The sequence below is a fragment of the Streptomyces sp. CB00316 genome (assembly GCF_001905595.1).
GTDB lineage: Bacteria > Actinomycetota > Actinomycetes > Streptomycetales > Streptomycetaceae > Streptomyces.
In genome coordinates this window covers 156,418-179,583 of the sequence record NZ_LIXI01000011.1, presented here as the reverse complement: position 1 = coordinate 179,583, position 23,166 = coordinate 156,418, and the positions used below count along the sequence as shown (strand labels likewise).

Here is a 23,166-nt window from a genome sequence, read left to right as displayed (position 1 = left end):
TCCTCACCCGAAAGCCCTTCATGGCCTGCCGTGATCGGTTGATCTGTCCGGAATGGTGATCAAATATCGCCCTCCTCTCAGGCGAGGGGAGGGTAGCCCGCTCCGAGCGCGGTCGGGGCGGTCACCGGCGGCTACTAACTTTGATTCCTCACCCACCGTGATGAGGGAGAACGTACGTATGAACCGCAAGACCCTGGTGCTGCCGGCCGTCGTCGGCCTGCTCGCCCCCGTGCTCGCCGCCTGCGGCAGCACGGACAGCGGCGCCGGTGGCGGCAGCGCCATCGTCGTCGGCACCACGGACCAGCTCGTGGCCTCCGAGGAGAACCCCGCTCCTCTCGACCCGGCCATCGGGTACGAGGCAGGCGTCTGGAACGTTCTGCGGCAGACCGTGCAGACCCTGACCACCGTGCCCAACGGCGGCGGCGAGCCGGTACCCGAGGCCGCCGAGAGCTGCACCTTCACGGACAACGCGAACGAGAGCTACCGCTGCACCCTGCGCGCGGGCCTGAAGTTCGCCGACGGCACCCCCGTCACCGCCGAGGATGTGAAGTTCTCCATCCAGCGGGTCATCGACATCAACTCCGACAGCGGGCCGGTCGGGCTCCTCGCCAACATCGACACGATCGAGACCAAGGGCAACGACCAGGTGATCTTCCACCTGAAGACGCCCGACGCGACCTTCCCGTACAAGCTCGCCACCCCCGCCGCCGGCATCGTCCCCAAGGGGAAGTACCCGGGGAAGGAGGCGCGCGAGGGCTTCCAGGTCGACGGCTCGGGGCCGTACACCATGAAGCCGCAGGTCGAGGACGGCCGGGTCACTCGGATCGCCTTCACCAAGAACCCCTCCTACAAGGGCGAGCTGAAGGTCCTCAACGACAAGGTCGAGATGGACCTCTTCCCCGACGCCGAGACCATGGGCAAGGCGCTGGAGGAGAAGAAGATCCACATGATGACCCGGGCCATGTCGCCCGAGCAGGCCCGCGACATGCTGGTGAGGCCGAAGGAAGGCATCGAGCTCACCGAGATGCCCGGCCTCGCCATCAGCTACCTCGGGTTCAACACCAAGGACCCCGTGGTCAACAAGTCCGTCCGGCAGGCCATGGCGCAGATCATCGACCGGGGCGAGATCGCGGGCAAGGTGTACGGCACCACCGCCGAGCCGCTCTACTCGCTGATCCCCTCCAGCATCACCGGCCACACCAACGCCTTCTTCAACAAGTACGGCGAGCCCAGCGCCGCCAAGGCCGCGCAGACCCTCAAGAACGCCGGGGTCAAGACGCCGGTGAAGTTCACCCTGCACTACACCAACGACCACTACGGATCCGCCACCGCCAAGGAGTTCAAGGCGCTCCAAGCGCAGCTGAACGGCTCGGGCCTCTTCGACGTCGACATCCAGGGCAAGGAGTGGTCGAAGTACCGGCCGGAGCAGAAGCGCGGCGACTACGCGGCCTACGGCATGGGCTGGTTCCCCGACTTCCCGGACCCGGACAACTACACCGCCCCGTTCCTGGACAAGAACAACTTCCTCAACTCCCCCTACCGGTCGCAGGAAGCGCAGAACGTCCTCATCCCGAAGTCGCGCCGCGCGGCCGACCGCAGCGCCGCCGCCACGACGTACGAGAAGCTCCAGGACATCGTCGCCACCGACGTCCCCGTCCTGCCGATCTGGCAGGGCAAGCAGTACGTGGCCTCCCGCAGCGGGGTCGCCGGGGTCGAGCGGTCCGTCAGCGCCACCTCCGAGCTCCAGCTCTGGGAGCTCAACAGGACCAGCGCCTGACCGCCCGGAACCACGAAAGCCGTCCGGCCCGCCCCGATCCTGTCCGCGTTCGCAGGACGGGCGGGCCGGACGGCCTCGTAACCAGGTGACCAGGGGGCTTCTACTGGGCGCCCGGACGCACCAGGCCGCTCTCGTACGCGTACACCGCGGCCTGCACCCGGTCGCGCAGGCCGAGCTTCGTCAGCACGTGGCCCACATGCGTCTTGACCGTCGTCTCGCTGACGAACAGGTCCGCCGCGATCTCCGCGTTGGACAGGCCGCGCGCCACCAGCTTCAGGACCTCCACCTCACGGTCCGTCAGCGTGTGCAGGGCGTCCGGGACCGGGTCCTCGCCCGAGGGCAGATGGTCCGCGTACTTGTCGAGGAGCCGGCGTGTGATGCTCGGGGCGAGCATCGCCTCGCCCGCCGCCACCACCCGGATCGCCTGGACCAGCTCGTTGGCCGGAGCGTCCTTCAGCAGGAAGCCGCTCGCCCCCGCCCGCAGCGCCTCCACCACGTACTCGTCGAGATCGAACGTGGTCAGCACCAGCACCTTCGCCGGGCCGTCCTTGCCGGGGCCGGTGATCTGGCGGGTCGCCTCCACCCCGTCCATCCGCGGCATCCGGATGTCCATCAGCACCACATCGGGCTGGAGCGCCCGCACCTGGTCGATGGCCTGCAGACCGTCACCGGCCTCACCGACCACCGCCAGATCGCCCTCGGCCTCCAGAATCATCCGGAAACCGGTGCGCAGCAGCGGCTGGTCATCGACCAGTAGGACGCGGATCGCCACGGAAACTCCTCACAGGCCCTCAAGAGCCACGGGTCGGCCGGCCTCGGCCCGGTCGGGGGGGCCCATTCTGCCCTGGTCATCCTCGCCCGACTCCGCCGGGCGTACCGACAGCGGGTATACCGGGGGAGTCCCGCCGAATTCCGGACACACCGCCTGGTGGTCGCACCAGCCGCACAGCTTCGTCGGGCGCGGGCGCCAGTCACCGGTCTCGGTGGCCAGCGAGATCGCCTCCCACAACGCGAGCAGCTTGCGCTCCACCCGCTCCAGGTCCGCCACGACCGGGTCGTACGTCAGCACATCGCCGCTGCCCAGGTAGACCAGCTGCAGCCGGCGCGGCACGATCCCCTTCAGCCGCCAGATCACCAGCGCGTAGAACTTCATCTGGAAGAGCGGGCCGTCCGCATACTCCGGCCGCGGCGCCTTCCCCGTCTTGTAGTCGACGATCCGCACGTCCCCGGTCGGCGCCACATCGATCCGGTCGATCACCCCGCGCAGCCGCAGCCCCGACTCCAGCTCCGTCTCGACGAAGAGCTCACGCTCGGCCGGCTCCAGACGCGTCGGGTCCTCCAGCGAGAACCACCGCTCCACCAGCCGCTCCGCCTCACCCAGCCAGCGCGACAGCCGCTCGCCCTCGGCGTCCCCGGCGAACAGGTCACCCAGCTCCGGCTTCGACTCCAGCAGCCGGTCCCACTGGCCGGGGATCAGAGCCCGCGCCCGCGGCGCCGTACGGTCAGCCGCCGGGGCGTCGAAGAGCCGCTCCAGCACCGCATGGACCAGGGTGCCGCGGGTAGCGGCCTCGCTGGGCTGCTCCGGCAGTTTGTCGATGACCCGGAAGCGGTAGAGCAGAGGGCACTGCATGAAATCGCTCGCCCGCGACGGCGACAGAGATGTGGGCGGCTGCGGCGGCCGGGGCACGGAGGTCATGTCTCAAGACCCTACGGCCCGCCACTGACAGCCGGCGGCATACCATCGACGGCAGACCCTCGCAGACAGCATCATCGTGGCGCAGGCCACGTACCGAACCGAAGGGACCCCGTGGACGAGAGCGGCGACAGCGGGCGGCCGCAGCCCGGCGCAGGGGGAGGGGACCCCTCCGCCGCCCCCGGCAGCGGCAAGCCGAAACGGCCCGCTGATCCGGGCGGCGGTCTGCTCATGGGCCGTCCCTTCGGCGTGCCCGTGTACGTCGCGCCCAGCTGGTTCGTGGTCGCCGCCCTGATCACCTGGGTCTTCGGCGGCCAGCTCGACCGGGTGCTGCCCGAACTCGGCGGCGCCCGCTATCTCGTCGCCCTCTTCTTCGCGATCGCCTTCTACGCCTCCGTACTCGTCCACGAACTGGCCCACACGGTCGCCGCCCTGCGCTACAAGCTCCCCGTCCGCCGCATCCAGCTCCAGTTCTTCGGTGGCGTCTCCGAGATCGAGAAGGAGACCGAGACCCCCGGCCGCGAGTTCATCCTCGCCTTCGTCGGCCCCCTCCTCTCCCTCGTCCTCGGCGGTGTCTTCTACGGCGCGATGCAGCTCGTCGAGCCCGGCACCGTGCCGGGAGTCCTGATCGCCGGTCTGATGATCTCCAACCTCATCGTGGCCGCCTTCAACCTGCTGCCCGGCCTGCCCCTCGACGGCGGCCGGATGCTCCGCGCGATCGTCTGGAAGATCACCGGCAAGCCCATGAGCGGCACCATCGCCGCCGCCTGGGTCGGCCGGGGCCTCGCCGTCACCGTCCTCATCGGCCTGCCGCTGCTCACCCACACCGGTGCGCTCGGCAGCGCCAACGAGGAGATCGGCGGTGTGGAGACCGTCATGGACGCGCTGCTCGCCGCGATCCTCGCCGGCATCATCTGGACCGGCGCCGGGAACAGCCTGCGCATGGCCCGGCTCCGCGAGCACCTGCCCGACCTCCGGGCCCGCACCCTCACCCGGCGCGCCGTCCCCGTCGAGTCCGCCACCCCCCTCTCCGAGGCCCTGCGCCGGGCCAACGAGGCGGGCGCCCGCGCGCTGGTCGTCGTCGACGGACAGGGCAACCCCAAGGGCGTCGTCCGTGAGGCCGCCATCGTCGGCGTCCCCGAACACCGCCGCCCCTGGGTCGCCGTCAGCGGCCTCGCCCAGGACCTCACCGAGGGTATGAAGGTCCCCGCCGAACTCGCCGGAGAGGCACTCCTGGACCGGCTCAAGGCCACCCCGGCCACCGAGTACCTGGTGATCGAGGAGACCGGCGAGATCTACGGAGTCCTCTCCACCGCCGACGTGGAGCGCGCCTTCGTCAAGGCCATGGCCCGCCCCGAGGCCTGAGCGCCTCCCGGCCCCGTCGAGAGCGCAGCCCGGGCGGTCGGCGGCCGGGGAAACACCGGTACGCTGGTCACATGTCTGAACCGACCGGTGCCGCCCGCCGACGTGGGCCCTTCAAGGTCGGGGACCAGGTACAGCTCACCGACCCCAAGGGACGCCACTACACCTTCACGCTCGAAGCCGGGAAGAACTTCCACACCCACAAGGGTTCTTTCCCGCACGACGAGCTGATCGGTGCTCCCGAGGGCAGTGTTGTCCGAACCACGGGAAACGTCGCCTATCTCGCGCTGCGCCCCCTGCTCCCCGACTACGTCCTCTCCATGCCCCGCGGCGCCGCCGTGGTCTACCCCAAGGACGCGGGCCAGATCCTGGCCTTCGCCGACATCTTCCCCGGCGCCCGCGTCGTGGAGGCCGGGGTCGGATCCGGCTCGCTCTCCACCTTCCTGCTGCGCGCCATCGGTGAGCAGGGCATGCTGCACTCCTACGAGCGCCGCGAGGACTTCGCCGAGATCGCCCAGCAGAACGTCGAGCGCTACTTCGGCTCGCCGCACCCCGCCTGGCAGCTGACCGTCGGGGACCTCCAGGACAACCTCTCCGACACCGACGTCGACCGCGTCGTGCTGGACATGCTCGCCCCCTGGGAGTGCCTGGAGGCCGTCTCCAAGGCCCTGGTGCCCGGCGGCATCCTCTGCGCCTACGTCGCCACCACCACCCAGCTCTCGCGCACCGTCGAGTCCATCCGCGAGATCGGCTGCTTCGCCGAACCGCAGCCCTGGGAGTCGATGATCCGCAACTGGCACGTCGAGGGCCTGGCCGTCCGCCCCGACCACCGGATGATCGGCCACACCGGCTTCCTGGTCACCGCCCGCCGGCTCGCGGACGGCGTCGAGCCGCCGCTGCGCCGCCGCCGCCCCTCCAAGGGCGCCTACGGCGAGGACTACGACGGACCGGGCAGCCAGAGCCGCGGAGGCTCCGCCGACCGCGGCTGACCCGCCCAACGAACCGGCGCCGCCGCGCAGTTCCCCGACCGACCGGGGAACTGCGCGGCGGCGCCTTCGCGTTGCCGCTCGGGCGCGCGCCCCGGTGGTGAAACCGGCGCACACCCCGCCGTTCCCCCGGCGTGTGAGGTGTGGCACGATGCTGGCCACCCCTCGGGGGCGGACCCACCCTTCCCCCGGGCTCCCAGGAACCACATGGAGACACACCGCGTGCAGACCTCCGCGCTCCCGGACCTCGCGCACAACGGCACGAAGCCGGTGCACTGGCTCGCCACGGCCGCGGCCATGGCCGGCGTCGTCGCCCTGGCCGGGCTGCTCCAGCCCCGCACGGCCACCGCCACCGCCTCCGAGCAGCGGACCACCACGCCCGTTGCCGCCCCGGACCCGGCGGAGGTGGACTTCCCCCTGGAGTGCGGCGGGGCCGGGACCACCGTGGCGAAGCAGGCGCCCGGAGACCTCGACGGCGACGGGCGGCCGGAAACCGTCGCCGTGGTGCACTGCGACGCGGGCTCGGGGACCCCGCCGAGCGGCATCTACGTCCTGACACAGGCGAGCGGGGCCGCACCGAGGGTCGTGGCGACTCTGGTGGACCCCGCCGACAGGAAGACCGTCGGGGACCTCGCCGTACGCGAGGGGCGCGTCCTGGCGACCCTGCTCGGCTACTCCTCGCTGGAGGTGCCCCGCTGCTGCCCCGACCAGGAGGAACAGGCCTCCTGGCGGTGGAAGGGCAACGCCTTCGTCCGCACCTCGGGAGACCTCGCGCGCAGCGTCTGAGCGGCTGCCCGTACGGGTCAGGCCGCGTCCGGCCCGTACACCTCGACGCTGTCCGTGACGCGCCGTACGTGGATGCAGTCCCCGGGGCACTCCTTGGCCGAATCCACCACGTCCTGGAGGAGCGGCAGCGGCACCGGCGTGGTGGCCCCGGGGGCCTGGAGGAGCTCGTCGTCGCCGCTCTTCACGTACGCCAGGCCGTCGATGTCCAGCTCGAAGACCTCCGGCGCGTACTGCACGCAGATGCCGTCGCCCGTACAGAGGTCCTGGTCGATCCAGACCTCCAGGTCCTGTGTGTCACCGTCGCCCGGCGAGTCCTGCTGCACGGTCATGTGTCCTGCCGTTCCTGCGTATCCGAACCAATTGGAGCCAGCCCTGACGGGTGTTGAACGCTTCGACGATACAACCGGCGGCTTTCCGATGCCGAAGGGTGGGTATTCCCTTGACGTGAGGGAGAGCGCAAGGGTGAAGATCGGACACGCCCCGCAGTCTTTGTGATCTAGGGGTTTCAATCACCACCCACCCAGGTAGGGTCAGGAAGCGTCCAGCTCCCCATGGAGGAGGTGAGGACCGTGGCAGCCCACGACGACGACATCAACCGCGGCATCCGGCCCGCGCGAGGGTCAGAAGACCCGGCCGGCCAAGTTGCCTATCTCGAGCAGGAAATCGCCGTCCTGCGACGTAAGCTCGCCGACTCTCCGCGTCATACGAGGATTCTCGAAGAGCGGATCGTCGAGTTGCAGACGAATCTGGCAGGCGTGTCCGCACAGAACGAGCGGCTCGCCAACACGCTCCGTGAGGCGCGTGACCAGATCGTGGCCCTCAAGGAGGAGGTCGACCGGCTCGCTCAGCCGCCGGCCGGCTTCGGAGTGTTCCTGCAGGCCAACGAGGACGGTACCTGCGACATCTTCACCGGGGGCCGCAAGCTCCGGGTGAACGTGTCCCCCAGCGTCGAACTGGAGGACCTCCGACGCGGCCAGGAGGTCATGCTCAACGAAGCGCTCAACGTGGTCGAGGCCATGGAGTTCGAGCGGGCCGGGGACATCGTCACCCTCAAGGAGATCCTCGAGGACGGCGAGCGCGCCCTGGTGGTCGGGCACACCGACGAGGAGCGGGTGGTACGGCTCGCCGAGCCGCTGCTGGACATCACCATCCGCTCCGGTGACGCCCTGCTGCTGGACTCCAGGTCCGGTTACGTCTACGAGGTGGTCCCCAAGAGCGAGGTCGAGGAGCTCGTCCTCGAAGAGGTTCCGGACATCGACTACGACAAGATCGGCGGTCTGGGCGACCAGATCGAGCTGATCCGCGACGCGGTCGAGCTTCCCTACCTCCACCCCGACCTCTTCAAGGAGCACGAGCTGCGACCGCCGAAGGGCATCCTGCTCTACGGTCCGCCCGGCTGCGGCAAGACGCTCATCGCCAAGGCCGTCGCCAATTCGCTCGCCAAGAAGGTCGCGGAGGTGACCGGGCAGCCCGCGGGGAAGAGCTACTTCCTCAATATCAAGGGGCCCGAGCTCCTCAACAAGTACGTCGGCGAGACCGAGCGGCACATCCGCCTGGTCTTCCAGCGTGCGAGGGAGAAGGCGAGCGAGGGTACCCCCGTCATCGTCTTCTTCGACGAGATGGAGTCCCTCTTCCGTACCCGCGGCAGTGGCGTCAGCTCGGACGTGGAGAACACCATCGTCCCGCAGCTGCTCGCCGAGATCGACGGTGTGGAGGGTCTGGAGAACGTCATCGTCATCGGCGCCTCCAACCGCGAGGACATGATCGACCCCGCCATCCTGCGACCCGGCCGGCTCGATGTGAAGATCAAGATCGAGCGTCCGGACGCCGAGGCAGCGAAGGACATCTTCGCGAAGTACCTGACCCCGTCCCTCCCGCTGCACGCGGACGATCTGGCCGAGCACACCGGCTCCCGGCCGGCCGCCGCGCACGCCATGATCCAGTCCGTCGTGGAGCGGATGTACACGGAGTCCGAGGAGAACCGCTTCCTCGAGGTCACGTACGCCAACGGCGACAAAGAAGTCCTCTACTTCAAGGACTTCAACTCCGGCGCGATGATTCAGAACATCGTCGACCGGGCAAAGAAGATGGCCATCAAGGCATTTCTGGAACACGGTCAGAAGGGCCTTCGCGTCTCCCATCTCCTCCAGGCCTGCGTGGATGAGTTCAAGGAGAACGAGGACCTGCCCAACACCACCAACCCGGACGACTGGGCCAGGATTTCCGGTAAGAAGGGTGAGCGGATCGTCTTCATCCGCACACTCGTCACCGGAAAGCAGGGCGCGGACACCGGGCGCTCCATCGACACCGTGGCCAATACCGGCCAGTACCTGTAATACGCCAACCGGCTGCGGATGCCCGGAGGGGCATCCGCAGCCGCTCGTTTTCCCCTGTTCCGGCCACGTCGGAGCAATGTCGTAATTGATCTCCCCACCGGCGCAGAGGCGCTCTAGGCTCTGCGGTACCGCCGAGTCGCGCAGTGCGGTGACGGGCACCGCATACGCACCGGACAAGCAGCGGTACTTGAGCGTCGCTCCCGGACGGGGCCGACGCCGGGCAAGGAGGGCCGCATGACCGTACGGCGAGTAATGGGCATCGAGACGGAGTACGGGATCTCCGTCCCCGGCCACCCCAACGCCAATGCCATGCTCACCTCGTCCCAGATCGTCAACGCCTACGCGGCGGCGATGCACCGGGCGCGACGCGCCCGCTGGGACTTCGAGGAGGAGAATCCGCTGCGCGACGCGCGAGGCTTCGACCTCGCCCGTGAGACCGCCGACTCCAGCCAGCTCACCGACGAGGACATCGGCCTGGCCAATGTGATCCTCACCAACGGTGCCCGGCTCTACGTCGACCACGCGCACCCCGAATACAGCTCACCGGAGATCACCAACCCGCTCGACGCGGTGCTCTGGGACAAGGCCGGCGAACGGATCATGGCCGAGGCCGCCGAGCGGGCGGCCGCCATCCCCGGCGCCCAGCCGATCCACCTCTACAAGAACAACACCGACAACAAGGGCGCCTCCTACGGGACGCACGAGAACTATCTGATGCAGCGGGAGACCCCGTTCTCGGACATCGTGCGCCACCTGACGCCGTTCTTCGTCTCCCGCCAGGTCGTCACCGGCGCGGGGCGGGTCGGCATCGGCCAGGACGGCCATGAGCACGGCTTCCAGATCAGTCAGCGCGCCGACTACTTCGAGGTCGAGGTCGGCCTGGAGACCACGCTCAAGCGCCCCATCATCAACACTCGGGACGAGCCCCACTCCGACGCGGAGAGGTACCGCCGGCTCCATGTGATCATCGGCGACGCCAATCTCTCGGAGATCTCGACCTATCTGAAGCTCGGCACCACGTCCCTGGTGCTGTCCATGATCGAGGACGCCTTCATCAGCGTCGACCTCGCGGTCGACCAGCCCGTACGCACACTGCACCAGATCTCGCACGACCCGGACCTGCGGCAGCTGATCACGCTCCGCAGCGGCCGGACACTCACCGCTGTCCAGCTCCAGATGGAGTACTTCGAGCTGGCCCGCAAATATGTGGACGAGCGGTACGGCGCCGACGCCGACGAGCAGACCAAGGACATCCTGGCCCGCTGGGAGGACACGCTCAACCGGCTGGAGACCGACCCGATGAGCCTGGCCGGGGAGCTGGACTGGATCGCCAAGCGGGAGCTCATGGAGGGCTACCGCCGCCGCGACTCGCTGGACTGGGACGCCCCCCGGCTGCACCTGGTCGACCTCCAGTACGCCGACGTACGGCCCGACAAGGGGCTCTACAACCGTCTGGCGGCCCGTGGGCGGATGAAGCGGCTGCTGGACGAGGACGACGTCACCAGGGCCCGCACCAAGCCTCCGGAGGACACCAGGGCCTATTTCCGGGGCCGCTGTCTGGAGCAGTACGCCGACGACGTGGCGGCCGCCTCCTGGGACTCGGTCATCTTCGACCTGCCGGACCGTGACTCGCTCCAGCGGGTGCCCACCCTGGAGCCGCTGCGGGGCACCAAGGAGCACGTCAAGGATCTCCTCGACCGCTGCCGTACGGCGGAGGAGCTGGTCCGTACGCTCTCGGGCGGCTGAAAGGGGTCCGGGCTGGGAATCAATCACCCGAGGCCCGGACGTTGAACAACTACCGGGCCAAATGTCGGACCCCGTGGGTAGGGTCTGATCAAGAGCTTCGATTGCTTCGAACCGAGCGGGGTGAGCTACATGGCGACCAAGGACACCGGCGGCGGACAGCAGAAGGCGACGCGTTCCACCGAGGAGGCCGAGGAGCAGGCGCAGGACGCGCAGGCGTCCGAGGACCTCGCGGAGCGCCAGGAGAAGCTGAGCGACGATGTCGACTCGGTGCTGGACGAGATCGACGACGTCCTCGAAGAGAACGCCGAGGACTTCGTCCGCTCCTTCGTTCAAAAGGGTGGACAGTAGTTCACGAGTGTGAACGCTCGGTAGAGTTCCGGGCGACTGCGGCATCCGGGGGAGACGGGGTGACGGCGTCCGCCGTGGCGGACGCCGTCACCCCGCTCGCCAAGCGGTGGAGCCCCTGCCGCTCCGCGAGCGCGGGATCGACGCAGATCCCTCCGCCGAACATGTGGATCACCGCCCCCAGGCGGGTAGGGTCCGTGGCGTACGTTGCTTCAACTGCAATTCGGCCATCGGCAAGTTGGGGGATGATCCTGACTCTCTTGCGCAGGGCCATCGCATACCTGGAGGGAAACGCGTGGAAGCCAACACTCGTAGCACCGGGCGTCTACCAGCTGCCTTCCTGACGCCGGGTTCGTCCTCGTTCATGGACTTCCTGTCCGACCAGTCGCCCGAGATGCTCCCCGGCAACCGGAGTCTGCCGCCGCTCCAGGGGGCCATCGAGGCACCGCACGGGACGACCATCGTCGCGGCGTCCTTCCCCGGTGGCGTCGTCCTGGCCGGTGACCGGCGCGCCACCATGGGCAACATGATCGCGCAGCGCGACATCGAGAAGGTCTTCCCGGCCGACGAGTACTCGGCGGTGGGCATCGCCGGCACCGCCGGGCTGGCCGTGGAGATGGTCAAGCTCTTCCAGCTGGAGCTGGAGCACTTCGAGAAGGTCGAGGGCGCCCAGCTCTCCCTGGAGGGTAAGGCCAACCGGCTCTCCACCATGATCCGCTCCAACCTGGCCATGGCCATGCAGGGCCTTGCCGTGGTGCCGCTCTTCGCGGGGTACGACGTCGACCGCGAGAAGGGTCGCATCTTCTCGTACGACGTCACCGGCGGCCGCTCCGAGGAGACCGGCTACGCCGCCACCGGCTCCGGGTCGATCTTCGCCCGCAACGCCATGAAGAAGCTCTACCGCGAGGACCTGACGGAGGAGCAGGCTCTCACCCTGGTCGTGCAGGCGCTGTACGACGCCGCGGACGACGACTCGGCGACCGGCGGCCCGGACGTGGCCCGCCGGATCTACCCGATCGTCACCGTCATCACCGACGAAGGCTTCCGGAGGCTGGGCGACCAGGAGTCCGCCGACATCGCGCGCTCCATCCTGGAACGCCGCCTGGAGCAGCCCGACGGCCCGCGCGCCGCGCTGCTCTGACTGGGGCTCCGAGCCCTCCGAGATGCACTCGTCACTGACAGAAAGGGACGGATAGCCGGTGTCGACGCCGTTCTATGTCTCACCCCAGCAGGCCATGGCCGACCGGGCGGAATACGCCCGCAAGGGCATCGCCCGTGGTCGCAGCCTCGTTGTGCTGCAGTATGCCGACGGCATTGTGTTCGTCGGTGAGAACCCGTCCCGCGCGCTGCACAAGTTCAGCGAGATCTATGACCGGATCGGCTTCGCGGCCGCCGGCAAGTACAACGAGTACGAGAACCTCCGCATCGGCGGCGTGCGCTACGCCGACCTGCGCGGATACACCTACGACCGCGACGACGTGACGGCCCGTGGGCTGGCCAACGTCTACGCGCAGACGCTCGGCACCATCTTCTCCAGTGCTGCCGAGAAGCCCTATGAGGTGGAGCTGGTCGTCGCCGAGGTCGGCTCCGCGCCCGAGGGCGACCAGATCTACCGGCTGCCGCACGACGGTTCGATCGTGGACGAGCACGGCTCGGTCGCGGTCGGCGGCAACGCCGAGCAGATCAGCAGCTTCCTGGACCAGCGCCACCGCGACGGCATGACGCTCGCCGAGGCGCTCAAGCTGGCCGTCCAGGCGCTCTCCCGGGAGCCGGGCGGCGGGGAGCGGGAGATTCCCGCCGAGCGCCTCGAAGTCGCGGTGCTGGACCGTACGCGGCCCCAGCAGCGCAAGTTCAAGCGGATCGTCGGCCGCCAGCTGACCCGCCTGCTCGACGCGGAAGCGGCGAGCGCCACCCCGACGGACGCCCCGTCCGACACCGAGGAGACCGACACCACCGACTCCACGGACACGGGCACGGGTACGGACACCGGCACCGCGTCCGGCTCCACCGAGGAGTAGGCCGAGCACACCGCACACCTCACAGATGCCCCCGGGCCCCGGCCCGGGGGCATCCGTCATTCCCGGGCGGCGGGCGGCGGCGCCGTGGAGCCCCGTACGACCAGCCGCACCGGCAGACTGCCCGGCTCGGCGGCGCGGCCCTCCAGCGCCGTGAGCAGCGCCGCCATGCCCCGCTCGCCGACCTGCTCGGCGGGCAGCCGCACGGTGGTGAGCTCCGGCTCGACGGCGGTGGCCAGGGCGAGGTCGTCGAAGCCGGTGACCGAGAGGTCGTCCGGCACCCGCAGCCCGAGCCGGCGGGCCGCCTTGCAGGCCCCGGCCGCCAGGATGTCGTCGTCGCATACCACCGCGGTCGGCCGCTCCCCGGCGACGGCCAGCGCCTGCTCGGCGGCCTCCCGCCCGGCCCGTACGTCGAGCGGGGACCGTACGGTACGCACCGTGGCGCCCGGCACCGCGCCCACCGCGTCCCGCAGCGCCTGTGCCCGGACCGCGAACGTCCAGGTGTCCACGGCGGACGCCAGATGCACGAACCGGCGGTGGCCGAGGTCCAGCAGATGCTCCGTCACCTGGCGCATGCCGTCGGCGATGTCCAGGTTCACGTGGGCCGCCGCGTCCGTGCCGGCCGGGTCGCTGTCCAGCATCACCAGGGGCAGGTCGGTCCCGTGCAGGGCGCTCAGCGCATCGGAGGCCATCGAGGAGGCGATCACCCCGTCCAGGGCGGCGCGGGCCGAGGCGAACGGCGCCCGGGCCGGTCCCGCGCCGTCCGGTGAGGGGTAGAGCACCACGCCGAAGTCGTGCTCGGCGGCCACGGCGGCGGCCCCCGTGTACACCCGGGCGAAGAACTCGCTGGTCAGGGCGGGGACCACCAGCAGCGCGGTCCTGGTGCGGCCGAGGCGCAGATTACGGGCGGCCAGATTGGGCCGGTAGCCGAGCTGCGCCGCGTGGTCCCGGACCCGCCGGGCCGTGGCCTCCGACACCCGGCCCGGCCACTTCTCGCCGAGCACCAGCGAGACCGTCGCCTGCGAGACACCCGCCGCTCGGGCCACGTCGCGGCTGGTGGGCCGGGACGGGGTGGGCTGATGGGGGTCGGTCACTCGGGCCTCCGCGCGGGGTGGTTCCGTGGCGCCGCGAGGGTGGACCCGCGGACTGCGGACATGGTACGTATGCACCTCGAAGTTATACGTAAAACCTCGGATGGCGGCAGCCACGGTGGCCGGTGTGGCCTACGCGGACGACCACGGCCGCGAGTCGGTGTACGGCTGGCTGATGGCCGCGCTCGGCCTCGGAGCCCTGATCGGGGGCCTGGGCTACGGGGCGCGACAATGGGCGGGTGCGCCCGAGCGGCGGCTGCGCGTCATCGTCGGCCTGCTGGCGCTGGGCTACCTGCCGTTGACGCTCACCCCCTCGGTCCCCGTCATGACCGCGTTGGCCGCACTCGCCGGAGTCTTCCTCGCCCCGGCCATCGCGTGCTCGTTCATCGTGGTGGACCGGCACGCTCCGCGCGGCACGGTGACCGAGGCGTTCTCCTGGCTCGTCACCACCTTCGGCGTCGGCGCGGCAGCCGGAACGGCCGTGGCGGGACCGGCCGTCGAGCTGGGCTCGACGGCCTGGAGCTTCGGCGTGGCGGGGGTCGGCGGCGTCCTCGCCCTGGTGGTCCTGCTGGCCACGGGGAAGGTCCTCGCAGCTCCCGTACGCGACCCCGCCGTCGTGACCGGATCGGAAAATGATCGAAACGGTGCTGCCGAACCCGGTTTCAGCACCGGCCGTAAGGCGTAATGTTCAGTCATGGACCGCCGCATTTTCGGGCTGGAGAACGAGTACGGCGTCACGTGCACGTTCAGGGGACAGCGCCGACTGTCACCTGACGAAGTGGCGCGCTACCTCTTCCGCCGTGTTGTGTCATGGGGCCGCAGCAGCAATGTCTTTCTGCGGAACGGCGCCCGCCTCTACCTCGACGTGGGATCGCATCCGGAATATGCAACCCCCGAATGCGACAACGTGACCGAACTGGTCACGCACGACAAGGCGGGCGAGCGCATTCTCGAAGGCCTGCTCGTCGACGCCGAACGCCGCCTGCACGAGGAGGGAATCGCGGGCGACGTCTATCTCTTCAAGAACAACACCGACTCGGCGGGAAACTCCTACGGGTGCCACGAGAACTACCTCGTCGCCCGGCACGGAGAATTCTCCCGGCTCGCGGACATCCTCATCCCCTTCCTCGTCACCCGGCAGCTCATCTGCGGCGCGGGCAAGGTGCTCCAGACGCCGCGCGGAGCCGTCTACTGCGTCAGCCAGCGTGCCGAGCACATCTGGGAGGGCGTCAGCTCCGCGACCACCCGCTCCCGGCCGATCATCAACACCCGCGACGAACCCCACGCCGACGCGGAGCGGTACCGCCGCCTCCACGTCATCGTCGGTGACTCGAACATGTCCGAGACGACCATGCTGCTCAAGGTCGGCGCCACCGACCTGGTGCTCCGCATGATCGAGGCGGGCACCGTGATGCGCGACCTGACCCTGGAGAACCCGATCCGGGCCATCCGCGAGGTCAGCCACGACCTCACCGGCCGGCGCAAGGTGCGCCTGGCCAGCGGCCGCGAGGCCTCGGCCATCGAGGTCCAGCGGGAGTACTACGAGAAGGCCGTGGACTTCGTCGAGCGCCGGGGCATCCGCACCGGCACCGTGGACCAGGTCCTGGAGCTGTGGGGCCGCACGCTCGACGCCATCGAGGCCGAGGACCTCGACCGGATCGACACCGAGATCGACTGGGTCATGAAGTACAAGCTCATCGAGCGGTACCGGGCCAAGCACAACATGACCATGTCGAACCCGCGGGTCGCCCAGATAGACCTCGCCTACCACGACATCCACCGTCGCCGCGGTCTGTTCTACCTCCTGGAGAGGAAGGGCCAGACCGCCCGCATCTGCAACGACCTGAAGATCTTCGAGGGCAAGTCCGTGCCCCCGCAGACCACCCGGGCGAGGCTGCGCGGCGACTTCATCCGCCGGGCCCAGGAGCAGCGGCGGGACTTCACCGTCGACTGGGTCCACCTCAAGCTCAACGACCAGGCGCAGCGCACGGTGCTCTGCAAGGACCCGTTCCGCTCCGTCGACGAGCGCGTGGAGAAGCTGATCGCGGGCATGTGAGCGGCTCCGGGGGCACTACCTCGGCAGGCCGTGGCGTGACAGGGCCCCGTACGTTCCTCGTACGGGGCCCTGCCCACGGCCTAGAGTGGTTCGGACTCAACCACAGTGCCCCCTGAGATCTGAGGAACCAGTGCGCCGAATTGCCGGCCTTCTCGTCGCCCCCCTCCTACTGCTGTCGGCAGTGGCCTGCGGCAGCGACGACAAGGCCTCCGACTCCGCCTCGTCCAAGAACGGCGTGCCCGCGATCACCGCAGGCGCGAAGTTCGGCGAGAAGCCCACCCTCTCCAAGGGCAAGGGAGAGCCGCCCAAGGAGCTGAAGACCGAGGTCATCAGCGAGGGTGACGGTGCGAAGCTCAAGAACGGCGACGCGATCCAGGTCAACTACCTCGGTCAGTCGTGGGACTCCGACAAGCCGTTCGACAACAGCTTCGACCGCAAGCAGCCCTTCGACCTGACGCTGGGCGCGGGCATGGTCATCCAGGGCTGGGACAAGGGTCTCGTCGGCCAGAAGGTCGGCAGCCGCGTCCAGCTGGTCATCCCGCCGGACCTCGGCTACGGCGAGCAGGGCCAGGGCGACATCAAGCCCAACGCGACCCTCGTGTTCGTCGTCGACATCCTGAAGGCCACCCAGATCCCGGCCACCGCCAAGGGCACCGAGGTCGCACAGGACAACATCGACCTGCCCAAGGTCGGTGTGAAGACCGACGGCAAGGCCCCGACGGTCACCATCCCCAAGAGCGACCCGCCGAAGAAGCTCGTCTCCAACTACGTCCTGGAGTCCGACGGCGAGGTCGTCAAGGAGTCCGACAGTGTCGTGGTGAACTACGTCGGCATGATCTGGAAGGGCGCCAAGGAGTTCGACAACACCTACTCCACCGGCAAGACCCAGACCTTCCCGCTGTCGCAGGTCACCCTCAAGGGACTCAAGACCGGTCTGATCGACAAGAAGGTCGGCAGCCGGGTCCTCCTCGTCATCCCGCCGGACCAGGCCTTCGGCGACCAGCAGCAGCAGGCGATCCCGAAGAACTCCACGCTGGTCTTCGCCGTGGACATCCTCGCCAAGGTGTAAGACTGTCCCGGTTGACCAGTTCATCATTTAGAGGAGCAGTTCAGTGAGCATCGAGAAGCCCGAGATCGACTTCCCGGGTGGCGAGCCGCCGGTCGACCTGGAGATCAAGGACATCTGGGAGGGCGACGGCCCCGTCGCCAAGGCCGGCGACCAGGTCAAGGTCCACTACGTGGGCGTGGCCTTCTCCACCGGCGAGGAGTTCGACGCCTCCTGGAACCGCGGTACGCCGCTGGCCTTCAACCTCGGTGCCGGCCAGGTCATCGCCGGCTGGGACCAGGGCGTGCAGGGCATGAAGGTCGGCGGCCGCCGCCAGCTGACCATCCCCGCGCACCTCGCGTACGGCGACCGCGGCGCCGGCAGCGCGATCGCCCCGGGCGAGACGCTGATCTTCGTCTGCGACCTGATCTCGGTCTGATCCGTTCCGGTCGGTGAGGGCCCCCACCAGTCGGTGGGGGCCCTCACCGCTGGCCGGCCCACGGGCCCGCTTTGGTCCCGACACCCCGGGGCGGTACGGTCGACGGTCGTAGAGCACAAGAGAAAGGGCGTCGATGGCGATTGCCAAGGCCGAGCGGTTGATGAACCTCGCGCTGTGCCTGCTGGGGACCCGGCGCCCGCTCAGCAAGCGCGAACTCCGCGGCTCCATCGAGGCCTACCTCGAAGCGGGCTCCGACGACTCCTTCAACCGGATGTTCGAGCGCGACAAGGACGATCTGCGCGAGCTCGGCCTCGTCATCGAGACCGTCGAGAACCTCGACGGTGACACCGGATACCTGGCCCGCCGCGACAGCAACCGGCTGCCCCCCATCACCCTGGACGCCGAGGAGGCCGCCGCCCTCGGCCTCGCCGCCAAGGTCTGGCAGCAGGCCCGCCTCGCCGGGGCCGCCAGCGGCGCCCTGCAGAAGCTGCGTGCGGCCGGCATGCCCGAGGCCGAGGACGCGTACGAGGTGCACAGCGCCCTCGAACCCCGCATCCCCGTCCACGAGGCCGCCTTCGAACCCCTGATGCTCGCCTGCCGCGACCGCCGCCCGGTGACCTTCGACTACCGCAAGGCGAACTCGGCGGCCCCCGTCCAGCGCCAGGTCGAACCCTGGACCCTGGAGTGCTGGCGCGGCCACTGGTACCTCGCAGGCTGGGACCGCGGCCGCGGCGCCGAACGCGTCTTCCGGCTCTCCCGCATCACCGGCAAGGTCCGCTCCCGCGCCGGGGCCTTCACCGCCGAGGTGCCCGACGTCGTCACGGTCCGCGAGACCGTCGAGAGCTGGGCCGGCGAGACCGCCACCCGCACCGCCCGGATCAGGCTCCGCGCCGGATCCGGCTACCCGCTGCGTTCGCGGGCGATATCCGTCCAGGAGCGCGGCGACGGCTGGGACGAGCTGGAGATCCCGTACGGACACGGGCTCGACGCCTGGCTCGTCGAGTTCGGTCCGGACGTCGTCGTGGAGGAACCCGCCGATCTGCGGGCCGATGTGGTGGACCGGCTGCGCGCCGTGGCCAAGGACTAGGGGAATCCAGCGATGGCTACGAACGCGATCGACCAGACCCGCCGGATGCTCTCCCTGGTGACGTACCTGCGCGAGCGCCCCGGCGCCCATGTCCAGGACGTGGCGCGGGCCTTCGGGATCACCGAGGACGAGCTGATCTCGGACCTCGACGTGCTGCCCATGTGCGGGACCAGCTTCCGAGGCGGCGACCTCCTCGACATCGACACCGACGGCGACCGGATCTGGTGGCACAACCCGGACGACGTCGCCGAGCCGCTCCGGCTCGCCGCCGACGAGGCCACCGCCCTGCTCGTCGCCGCCCGCGCCGTCGCGACCCTGCCCGGCCTCCGCGAGGGCGACCGGCAGGCACTGGTCCGCGCCACCGCCAAGCTGGAGACGGCGGCCGGGGAGTCCGGCGCGGCCAGCTCCCGCCTCTCGGTGACCTTCGAGGCGGAGGGCGGCGTCTTCGCCGACGTCGACCGGGCCATCTCCGAGCGCCGCCGCCTCTGGCTGCGCTACTACTCGCCCGCCCGCGACGAGCTCACCGAGCGCGAGGTCGACCCGATCCGGCTCTTCGCCGTCGGCCACACCTACATGGAGGGCTGGTGCCGGCTCTCCGAGGCCCGCCGGACCTTCCGCCTGGACCGGGTCGCCGAGATCCGCCTCCTCGACGCCCCCGCCGCGCCGCCGGAGCTGGAGCTGCGGGACCTCTCCGAGGGGCTGGTCCAGCCCGCGGCCGAGGACCCCGAGGTCGTCATCGAGGTCGGCACCGGCGGCCGCTGGGTCGCCGAGTACTACCCGCACGACTCCGCCGAGGAACTGCCCGACGGCGGACTGCGCATCACCCTGCGCACCCCCGACCCGGCCTCGCTGCGCCGCCTCGCCCTGCGCCTCGGCGGCGAGGGCCGCATCGTCGCCCCGCCGGAGCTCGCCGAGAGCGCCCGGACGGCGGCCCGCGAGGCGCTCGCCGCCTACGACACGGTCTGAGACCCGGGAAGGGGAGAACACGATGAACCGGACGTCCCTGTTTCCCGCCGCCGCTACCGGGATCCGCACGGCACCGCTGCCCGGCACCGGTCCCGTCCCCGTGCCGGTACCCGCCGCCGTACGCTTCCGGGCCGCCTGCCCCGACTGCCGCGGGCGCTTCGAGCTGGCCGCCGCGGCACTGCGCCTGGCGATCGGCGCCACCAGCCGCACCACCTTCTACACCTTCACCTGCCCCGAGTGCGGCGCCTCGGTCCGCAAGCCCGCCGGGGAGCGCATCATCGAACTGCTCACCGGCGGTGGCGTACGGACCCTGCGCCTGCACACCGCCCTGTAGCACCCCGACCCACCCCGACCACAGCGCCCGGAAGCCCGTAGGAAGAGGCACCGCCGAATGTTCTGGCCCATGCTCGCCATCGCCCTCGGATTCCTGGGTATCGCCGTGCTCGGTGTGCTCGGCATCAAGGTCTTCGTCGAGGCCCAGCGTCTCGGCCGACAGATCACGGTCACCACCGAGCGGATCAACCGGGCGTCGGGGGACCTGGAACGGGCCGCGACCCGCCTCGCGGCCACCGGCGACGGCCTGCGATAGCGGTCCCGGGATCGGTATCGAGGACCTCGACTTCAGCGCCGAGACGACCCGGGAGAAGCACGGCCGCAGGAAACGCTTCCGGCAGCTGATCTCCGGCATCCCCACCGGGAAACTCAAGGCCCGACTGGTCTCCATGGCCGCCGAACAAGGCCTGGCCATCATCGCGGTAGACCCGGCCTACACCTCCATGTGGGGCGGGCAGCACTGGCAGAAACCGCTGGCCAAGAGATCGTGTCGGGCATCGGACCGCCCAGGCCGCACCAGTGCACGACAGCGTGAGGGAACCCGCCCACCCGCCACGGACCACGCCCCTGCAGACGTGCCACCGAACGGGACGCGAAAGCGGCAAACCAGCGCACCCGAAACCGTTCGGGATGCGCCCAGAACAACATCAGTGGACCCAAGGCCCACTCATGCACACCGGCTGGGAACGGTACGCTGCAAGGGTCGGCCCAGGCAGGGAGGTGCGGGCCGCAAGCCGCAGTACGCACGGGCATTGCCTCGCGTTTACCACCGCGGGTTACGATCGCTGCCAAGCGCGACGATCGGACGTATGCCCGGTCGAACGGGTAGCGAGCCCACCCTCCAGCCGCCTCAGTGAGAAGGAAGTCGCACATGATCGGCAACCTGAAGCCCCTCGAGATCGTTCTGATCATCGCTGTCATCCTGCTGCTCTTCGGTGCCAAGAAGCTTCCCGACATGGCGCGTTCGCTCGGCAAGTCGGCCCGCATCCTCAAGAGCGAGGCCAAGGCGATGAAGAAGGACGACGCGGCGACCGCCACGCCCACGACGGAGACCGTCGCGGACCCGGCTCCTCCGCAGTCCACCACCGCGCGCACCATCCAGGCCGCTCCGGGTGACGTCACCAGCTCCCGCCCGGTCAACGAGCCCAAGCCCACCACCCAGAGCTGACCGCTGACGCGCTTCGCCGACAGCCGCCGCACGAGACGAGGGAAGTGGGTTGCTCAAGTCCGCCCGCAAGCAGGAGAAGGACGAAGAGGGGCGGATGCCTCTCCTCGATCACCTGCGTGAGCTGCGTAACCGGCTGCTGAAGGCCGTGCTGGCGATCGTCGTCGTGATGATCGTGGCGGCGTTCTTCCAGAAGGAGATCTACGAGTTCCTTCTGGCCCCCATCCAGGACTCGGTCGGCTGCAAGAACGGCGTCGTCACCACGGTCGACGGCAAGTCCTGCGCGCTGCTGAAGACCGACACCCTCATCGGGCCGTTCACGAACGCGCTCAAGGTCGCGCTGATGTCCGGTGTGCTGCTGGCCACCCCGGTCTGGCTGTACCAGCTGTGGGCCTTCGTCGCCCCGGGCCTGCACAAGGGCGAGAAGCGTTACGCCTACGCTTTCGCCGTCGTCGGCGCACCGCTCTTCCTGGCCGGTGGCTACCTCGCCTACGCGATCCTGCCGCAGACCGCCGAGATCATGCTCGGGTTCAGCCCCGACGATGTGCAGAACCAGATCGGGCTCGACAGCTATCTGGATCTGCTCGTCCGCATGGTGATCGTCTTCGGTCTCGCCTTCGAGCTGCCCCTGCTGCTCATCGCGCTGAACATGACGGGCCTCATCACCGGCAAGCGGATGCTGGGCTGGTGGCGCGGGATGATCGTCGGCCTCACCGCCTTCGCGGCCATCGCCACGCCTGGCGGTGAGCCCATCTCGATGCTCCTGCTGGCCGGTCCGCTCGCGGTGCTCTACTTCATCGCCGTCGGCTTCTCCCTGCTGAACGACAAGCGGCGCAAGCGCAACAACCCCGACGCCGAGCTCAGTGACGACGAGGCGTCCGAGCTCGATCTGACGCCCGAGCCGGTCGGAGGGATCGAGCCCGTGGGGGCCCCGCGCCCAGCGCTGCCGGAGCAGGCGTCCGGCGAGGCGGACGGCTCCCGTTCGCACCGCCTCAACGGTTACGACGACATCACCTGACCTTGTAGGGTCCGGCGGGTGACCAGCGAGATCACCCTCTTCGTCAATCCCACCGCAGGACGCGGCCGGGGCGCGCACGCCGCGCAGCCGGCCGCTTCCGCGCTGCGGGACGCCGGATTCTCCGTCCGTACGGTGCTCGGCGAGGACGCCGACGACGCCCTGCGCCGGGCCCGCGAGGCCGTGGCGGCGGGGACCGGTGCGCTGATAGCCGTGGGCGGGGACGGGCTGATGTCCTTCGCCCTCCAGGCCGTCGCGGGGACGAGCACGCCGCTCGGTGTCGTCGCCGTCGGCACCGGCAACGACTTCGCCCGCGCCCTGGGCCTGCCGGTCCGGGACCCGGCCGCCGCCGGAGCGCTGGCCGCGCGGGCGCTCAAGGAGGGGAGCCACCGCTCCATCGACCTCGGGCGGGCCGGGGAGCGCTGGTTCGGCACCGTGCTCGCCTCCGGCTTCGACTCCCGGGTCAACGACCGGGGCAACCGGATGCGCTTCGTCGGCGGCCGGTTCACGTACGACCTCGCGATCCTCGCGGAGCTGGCCGCCTTGGCGCCGATCCCGTACCGGATCAGGCTGGACGGGGGAGAGGCCCGCGAGATCGAGGCCACACTCATCGCGGTGGGCAACGGCCCCACGTACGGCGGAGGCATGCGGATCTGCGCCGGGGCCGAGATGGACGACGGCCTCTTCGACGTGACGGTGGTGGGGGAGTGCTCACGTGCCACCCTCCTCAAGGTGTTCCCGAAGGTCTACAAGGGCACGCATCTGAGCCACCCCGCCGTCACCGTGCACCGGGTCTCCTCGATCGAGCTGGCGGCGGCCGGTGTCACGGCGTACGCGGACGGTGAGCCGCTGGGCGCCCTGCCGCTCACGGCGACCTGCGTACCGGGTGCCGTACAGGTGCTGTCGGGGTGAGGGGCCATGGG

The 23,166-nt window shown here is 69.7% G+C and carries 23 protein-coding genes and 3 pseudogenes; 22 read left to right on the top strand and 4 right to left on the bottom strand.

Annotated elements, in window-relative coordinates:
* The first annotated feature begins 178 nt into the window (after positions 1-178).
* Positions 179-1,777, top strand: a complete 1,599-nt coding sequence (locus AMK21_RS27775) for an ABC transporter substrate-binding protein (protein WP_073881924.1) — start codon at positions 179-181, stop codon at positions 1,775-1,777.
* A 100-nt stretch (positions 1,778-1,877) separates the two neighbouring features.
* Here AMK21_RS27775 and AMK21_RS27770 read toward each other — a convergent pair whose 3' ends face one another.
* A complete protein-coding gene (locus tag AMK21_RS27770) occupies positions 1,878-2,549 on the bottom strand; it encodes a response regulator (protein WP_030570198.1) in 672 nt (223 codons plus the stop codon).
* Positions 2,550-2,558: 9 nt separating this feature from the next.
* Complete coding sequence (locus AMK21_RS27765) at positions 2,559-3,407, bottom strand: RecB family exonuclease (RefSeq protein ID WP_234422070.1); 849 nt, start codon at positions 3,405-3,407, stop codon at positions 2,559-2,561.
* A 177-nt stretch (positions 3,408-3,584) separates the two neighbouring features.
* On the opposite strand from AMK21_RS27765, the gene AMK21_RS27760 reads away from it, so the two are divergent.
* The 3 genes from AMK21_RS27760 (at position 3,585) to AMK21_RS27750 (ending at position 6,604) form a co-directional block, all read left to right on the top strand.
* Positions 3,585-4,835 carry a site-2 protease family protein gene (locus AMK21_RS27760; protein ID WP_073881922.1) on the top strand — a complete coding sequence of 417 codons (1,251 nt, stop codon included), beginning with the start codon at positions 3,585-3,587 and terminating at the stop codon, positions 4,833-4,835.
* A gap of 71 nt (positions 4,836-4,906) precedes the next feature.
* Positions 4,907-5,821: a tRNA (adenine-N1)-methyltransferase gene (locus AMK21_RS27755; RefSeq protein ID WP_073881921.1), complete on the top strand. Its 915-nt coding sequence runs from the start codon at positions 4,907-4,909 to the stop codon at positions 5,819-5,821.
* Between the two features lie 219 nt (positions 5,822-6,040).
* A complete protein-coding gene (locus AMK21_RS27750) occupies positions 6,041-6,604 on the top strand; it encodes a hypothetical protein (protein ID WP_073882109.1) in 564 nt (187 codons plus the stop codon).
* 17 nt (positions 6,605-6,621) lie between these two features.
* Here the strand turns inward: AMK21_RS27750 and AMK21_RS27745 are convergent, their stop codons facing one another.
* A complete protein-coding gene (locus AMK21_RS27745) occupies positions 6,622-6,933 on the bottom strand; it encodes a ferredoxin (protein ID WP_073881920.1) in 312 nt (103 codons plus the stop codon).
* Between the two features lie 240 nt (positions 6,934-7,173).
* On the opposite strand from AMK21_RS27745, the gene arc reads away from it, so the two are divergent.
* The 6 genes and pseudogenes from arc (at position 7,174) to prcA (ending at position 13,049) form a co-directional block, all read left to right on the top strand.
* A complete protein-coding gene (gene arc, locus AMK21_RS27735; RefSeq protein ID WP_073881919.1) occupies positions 7,174-8,940 on the top strand; it encodes a proteasome ATPase in 1,767 nt (588 codons plus the stop codon).
* Positions 8,941-9,174: 234 nt separating this feature from the next.
* On the top strand, positions 9,175-10,686 hold the full coding sequence (gene dop, locus AMK21_RS27730) for a depupylase/deamidase Dop (RefSeq protein WP_073881918.1): 1,512 nt from the start codon (positions 9,175-9,177) through the stop codon (positions 10,684-10,686).
* A 129-nt stretch (positions 10,687-10,815) separates the two neighbouring features.
* On the top strand, positions 10,816-11,034 hold the full coding sequence (locus AMK21_RS27725) for a ubiquitin-like protein Pup (RefSeq protein ID WP_030114141.1): 219 nt from the start codon (positions 10,816-10,818) through the stop codon (positions 11,032-11,034).
* 154 nt (positions 11,035-11,188) lie between these two features.
* Positions 11,189-11,375: pseudogene (locus tag AMK21_RS34550) on the top strand (endonuclease domain-containing protein); the annotation flags it as partial.
* Entirely contained in the window at positions 11,327-12,172 is an 846-nt protein-coding gene (gene prcB, locus AMK21_RS27715; protein WP_073881917.1) for a proteasome subunit beta, read from the top strand. The pseudogene AMK21_RS34550 and the gene prcB, both read left to right, overlap by 49 nt.
* Before the next feature lie 58 nt (positions 12,173-12,230).
* The gene (gene prcA, locus AMK21_RS27710; RefSeq protein ID WP_073881916.1) at positions 12,231-13,049 is read left to right on the top strand and encodes a proteasome subunit alpha; all 819 of its coding nucleotides are present in this window, start codon (positions 12,231-12,233) and stop codon (positions 13,047-13,049) included.
* Between the two features lie 56 nt (positions 13,050-13,105).
* Here prcA and AMK21_RS27705 read toward each other — a convergent pair whose 3' ends face one another.
* On the bottom strand, positions 13,106-14,140 hold the full coding sequence (locus tag AMK21_RS27705) for a LacI family DNA-binding transcriptional regulator (RefSeq protein WP_073881915.1): 1,035 nt from the start codon (positions 14,138-14,140) through the stop codon (positions 13,106-13,108).
* Between the two features lie 109 nt (positions 14,141-14,249).
* Here AMK21_RS27705 and AMK21_RS27700 point away from each other — a divergent pair.
* From AMK21_RS27700 to AMK21_RS27645, 12 genes and pseudogenes are all read left to right on the top strand, one after another.
* Positions 14,250-14,822 (top strand): annotated as a pseudogene (locus tag AMK21_RS27700) (MFS transporter); the annotation flags it as partial.
* 9 nt (positions 14,823-14,831) lie between these two features.
* Positions 14,832-16,193 carry a Pup--protein ligase gene (gene pafA, locus AMK21_RS27695; protein WP_026242080.1) on the top strand — a complete coding sequence of 454 codons (1,362 nt, stop codon included), beginning with the start codon at positions 14,832-14,834 and terminating at the stop codon, positions 16,191-16,193.
* A gap of 130 nt (positions 16,194-16,323) precedes the next feature.
* Positions 16,324-17,262, top strand: a complete 939-nt coding sequence (locus AMK21_RS27690; RefSeq protein ID WP_073881914.1) for an FKBP-type peptidyl-prolyl cis-trans isomerase — start codon at positions 16,324-16,326, stop codon at positions 17,260-17,262.
* Between the two features lie 43 nt (positions 17,263-17,305).
* On the top strand, positions 17,306-17,677 hold the full coding sequence (locus AMK21_RS27685; RefSeq protein WP_073881913.1) for an FKBP-type peptidyl-prolyl cis-trans isomerase: 372 nt from the start codon (positions 17,306-17,308) through the stop codon (positions 17,675-17,677).
* Between the two features lie 133 nt (positions 17,678-17,810).
* Complete coding sequence (locus AMK21_RS27680; protein ID WP_073881912.1) at positions 17,811-18,764, top strand: helix-turn-helix transcriptional regulator; 954 nt, start codon at positions 17,811-17,813, stop codon at positions 18,762-18,764.
* A gap of 12 nt (positions 18,765-18,776) precedes the next feature.
* Entirely contained in the window at positions 18,777-19,730 is a 954-nt protein-coding gene (locus AMK21_RS27675; protein WP_073881911.1) for a helix-turn-helix transcriptional regulator, read from the top strand.
* 22 nt (positions 19,731-19,752) lie between these two features.
* Positions 19,753-20,064 carry a hypothetical protein gene (locus AMK21_RS27670; protein WP_199863300.1) on the top strand — a complete coding sequence of 104 codons (312 nt, stop codon included), beginning with the start codon at positions 19,753-19,755 and terminating at the stop codon, positions 20,062-20,064.
* Between the two features lie 57 nt (positions 20,065-20,121).
* A complete protein-coding gene (locus tag AMK21_RS27665) occupies positions 20,122-20,319 on the top strand; it encodes a hypothetical protein (RefSeq protein ID WP_073881910.1) in 198 nt (65 codons plus the stop codon).
* 10 nt (positions 20,320-20,329) lie between these two features.
* Positions 20,330-20,741: pseudogene (locus AMK21_RS36950) on the top strand (IS200/IS605 family accessory protein TnpB-related protein); the annotation flags it as partial.
* A gap of 193 nt (positions 20,742-20,934) precedes the next feature.
* A complete protein-coding gene (gene tatA / locus AMK21_RS27655) occupies positions 20,935-21,231 on the top strand; it encodes a Sec-independent protein translocase subunit TatA (RefSeq protein ID WP_015607501.1) in 297 nt (98 codons plus the stop codon).
* 49 nt (positions 21,232-21,280) lie between these two features.
* Complete coding sequence (tatC, locus tag AMK21_RS27650) at positions 21,281-22,246, top strand: twin-arginine translocase subunit TatC (protein ID WP_073881909.1); 966 nt, start codon at positions 21,281-21,283, stop codon at positions 22,244-22,246.
* An 18-nt stretch (positions 22,247-22,264) separates the two neighbouring features.
* A complete protein-coding gene (locus AMK21_RS27645) occupies positions 22,265-23,155 on the top strand; it encodes a diacylglycerol kinase (protein ID WP_073881908.1) in 891 nt (296 codons plus the stop codon).
* Positions 23,156-23,166: the final 11 nt, after the last annotated feature.

Coding starts and splice junctions, on each gene's coding strand:
- AMK21_RS27775 (WP_073881924.1), top strand. CDS start 179: ATGAACCGCAAGACCCTGGTGCTGCCGGCCGTCGTCGGCCTGCTCGCC.
- AMK21_RS27765 (WP_234422070.1), bottom strand. CDS start 3,407: ATGCAGTGCCCTCTGCTCTACCGCTTCCGGGTCATCGACAAACTGCCG.
- AMK21_RS27755 (WP_073881921.1), top strand. CDS start 4,907: ATGTCTGAACCGACCGGTGCCGCCCGCCGACGTGGGCCCTTCAAGGTC.
- AMK21_RS27745 (WP_073881920.1), bottom strand. CDS start 6,933: ATGACCGTGCAGCAGGACTCGCCGGGCGACGGTGACACACAGGACCTG.
- dop (WP_073881918.1), top strand. CDS start 9,175: ATGACCGTACGGCGAGTAATGGGCATCGAGACGGAGTACGGGATCTCC.
- AMK21_RS27725 (WP_030114141.1), top strand. CDS start 10,816: ATGGCGACCAAGGACACCGGCGGCGGACAGCAGAAGGCGACGCGTTCC.
- pafA (WP_026242080.1), top strand. CDS start 14,832: ATGGACCGCCGCATTTTCGGGCTGGAGAACGAGTACGGCGTCACGTGC.
- AMK21_RS27680 (WP_073881912.1), top strand. CDS start 17,811: ATGGCGATTGCCAAGGCCGAGCGGTTGATGAACCTCGCGCTGTGCCTG.
- AMK21_RS27675 (WP_073881911.1), top strand. CDS start 18,777: ATGGCTACGAACGCGATCGACCAGACCCGCCGGATGCTCTCCCTGGTG.
- AMK21_RS27670 (WP_199863300.1), top strand. CDS start 19,753: ATGAACCGGACGTCCCTGTTTCCCGCCGCCGCTACCGGGATCCGCACG.
- AMK21_RS27665 (WP_073881910.1), top strand. CDS start 20,122: ATGTTCTGGCCCATGCTCGCCATCGCCCTCGGATTCCTGGGTATCGCC.
- tatA (WP_015607501.1), top strand. CDS start 20,935: ATGATCGGCAACCTGAAGCCCCTCGAGATCGTTCTGATCATCGCTGTC.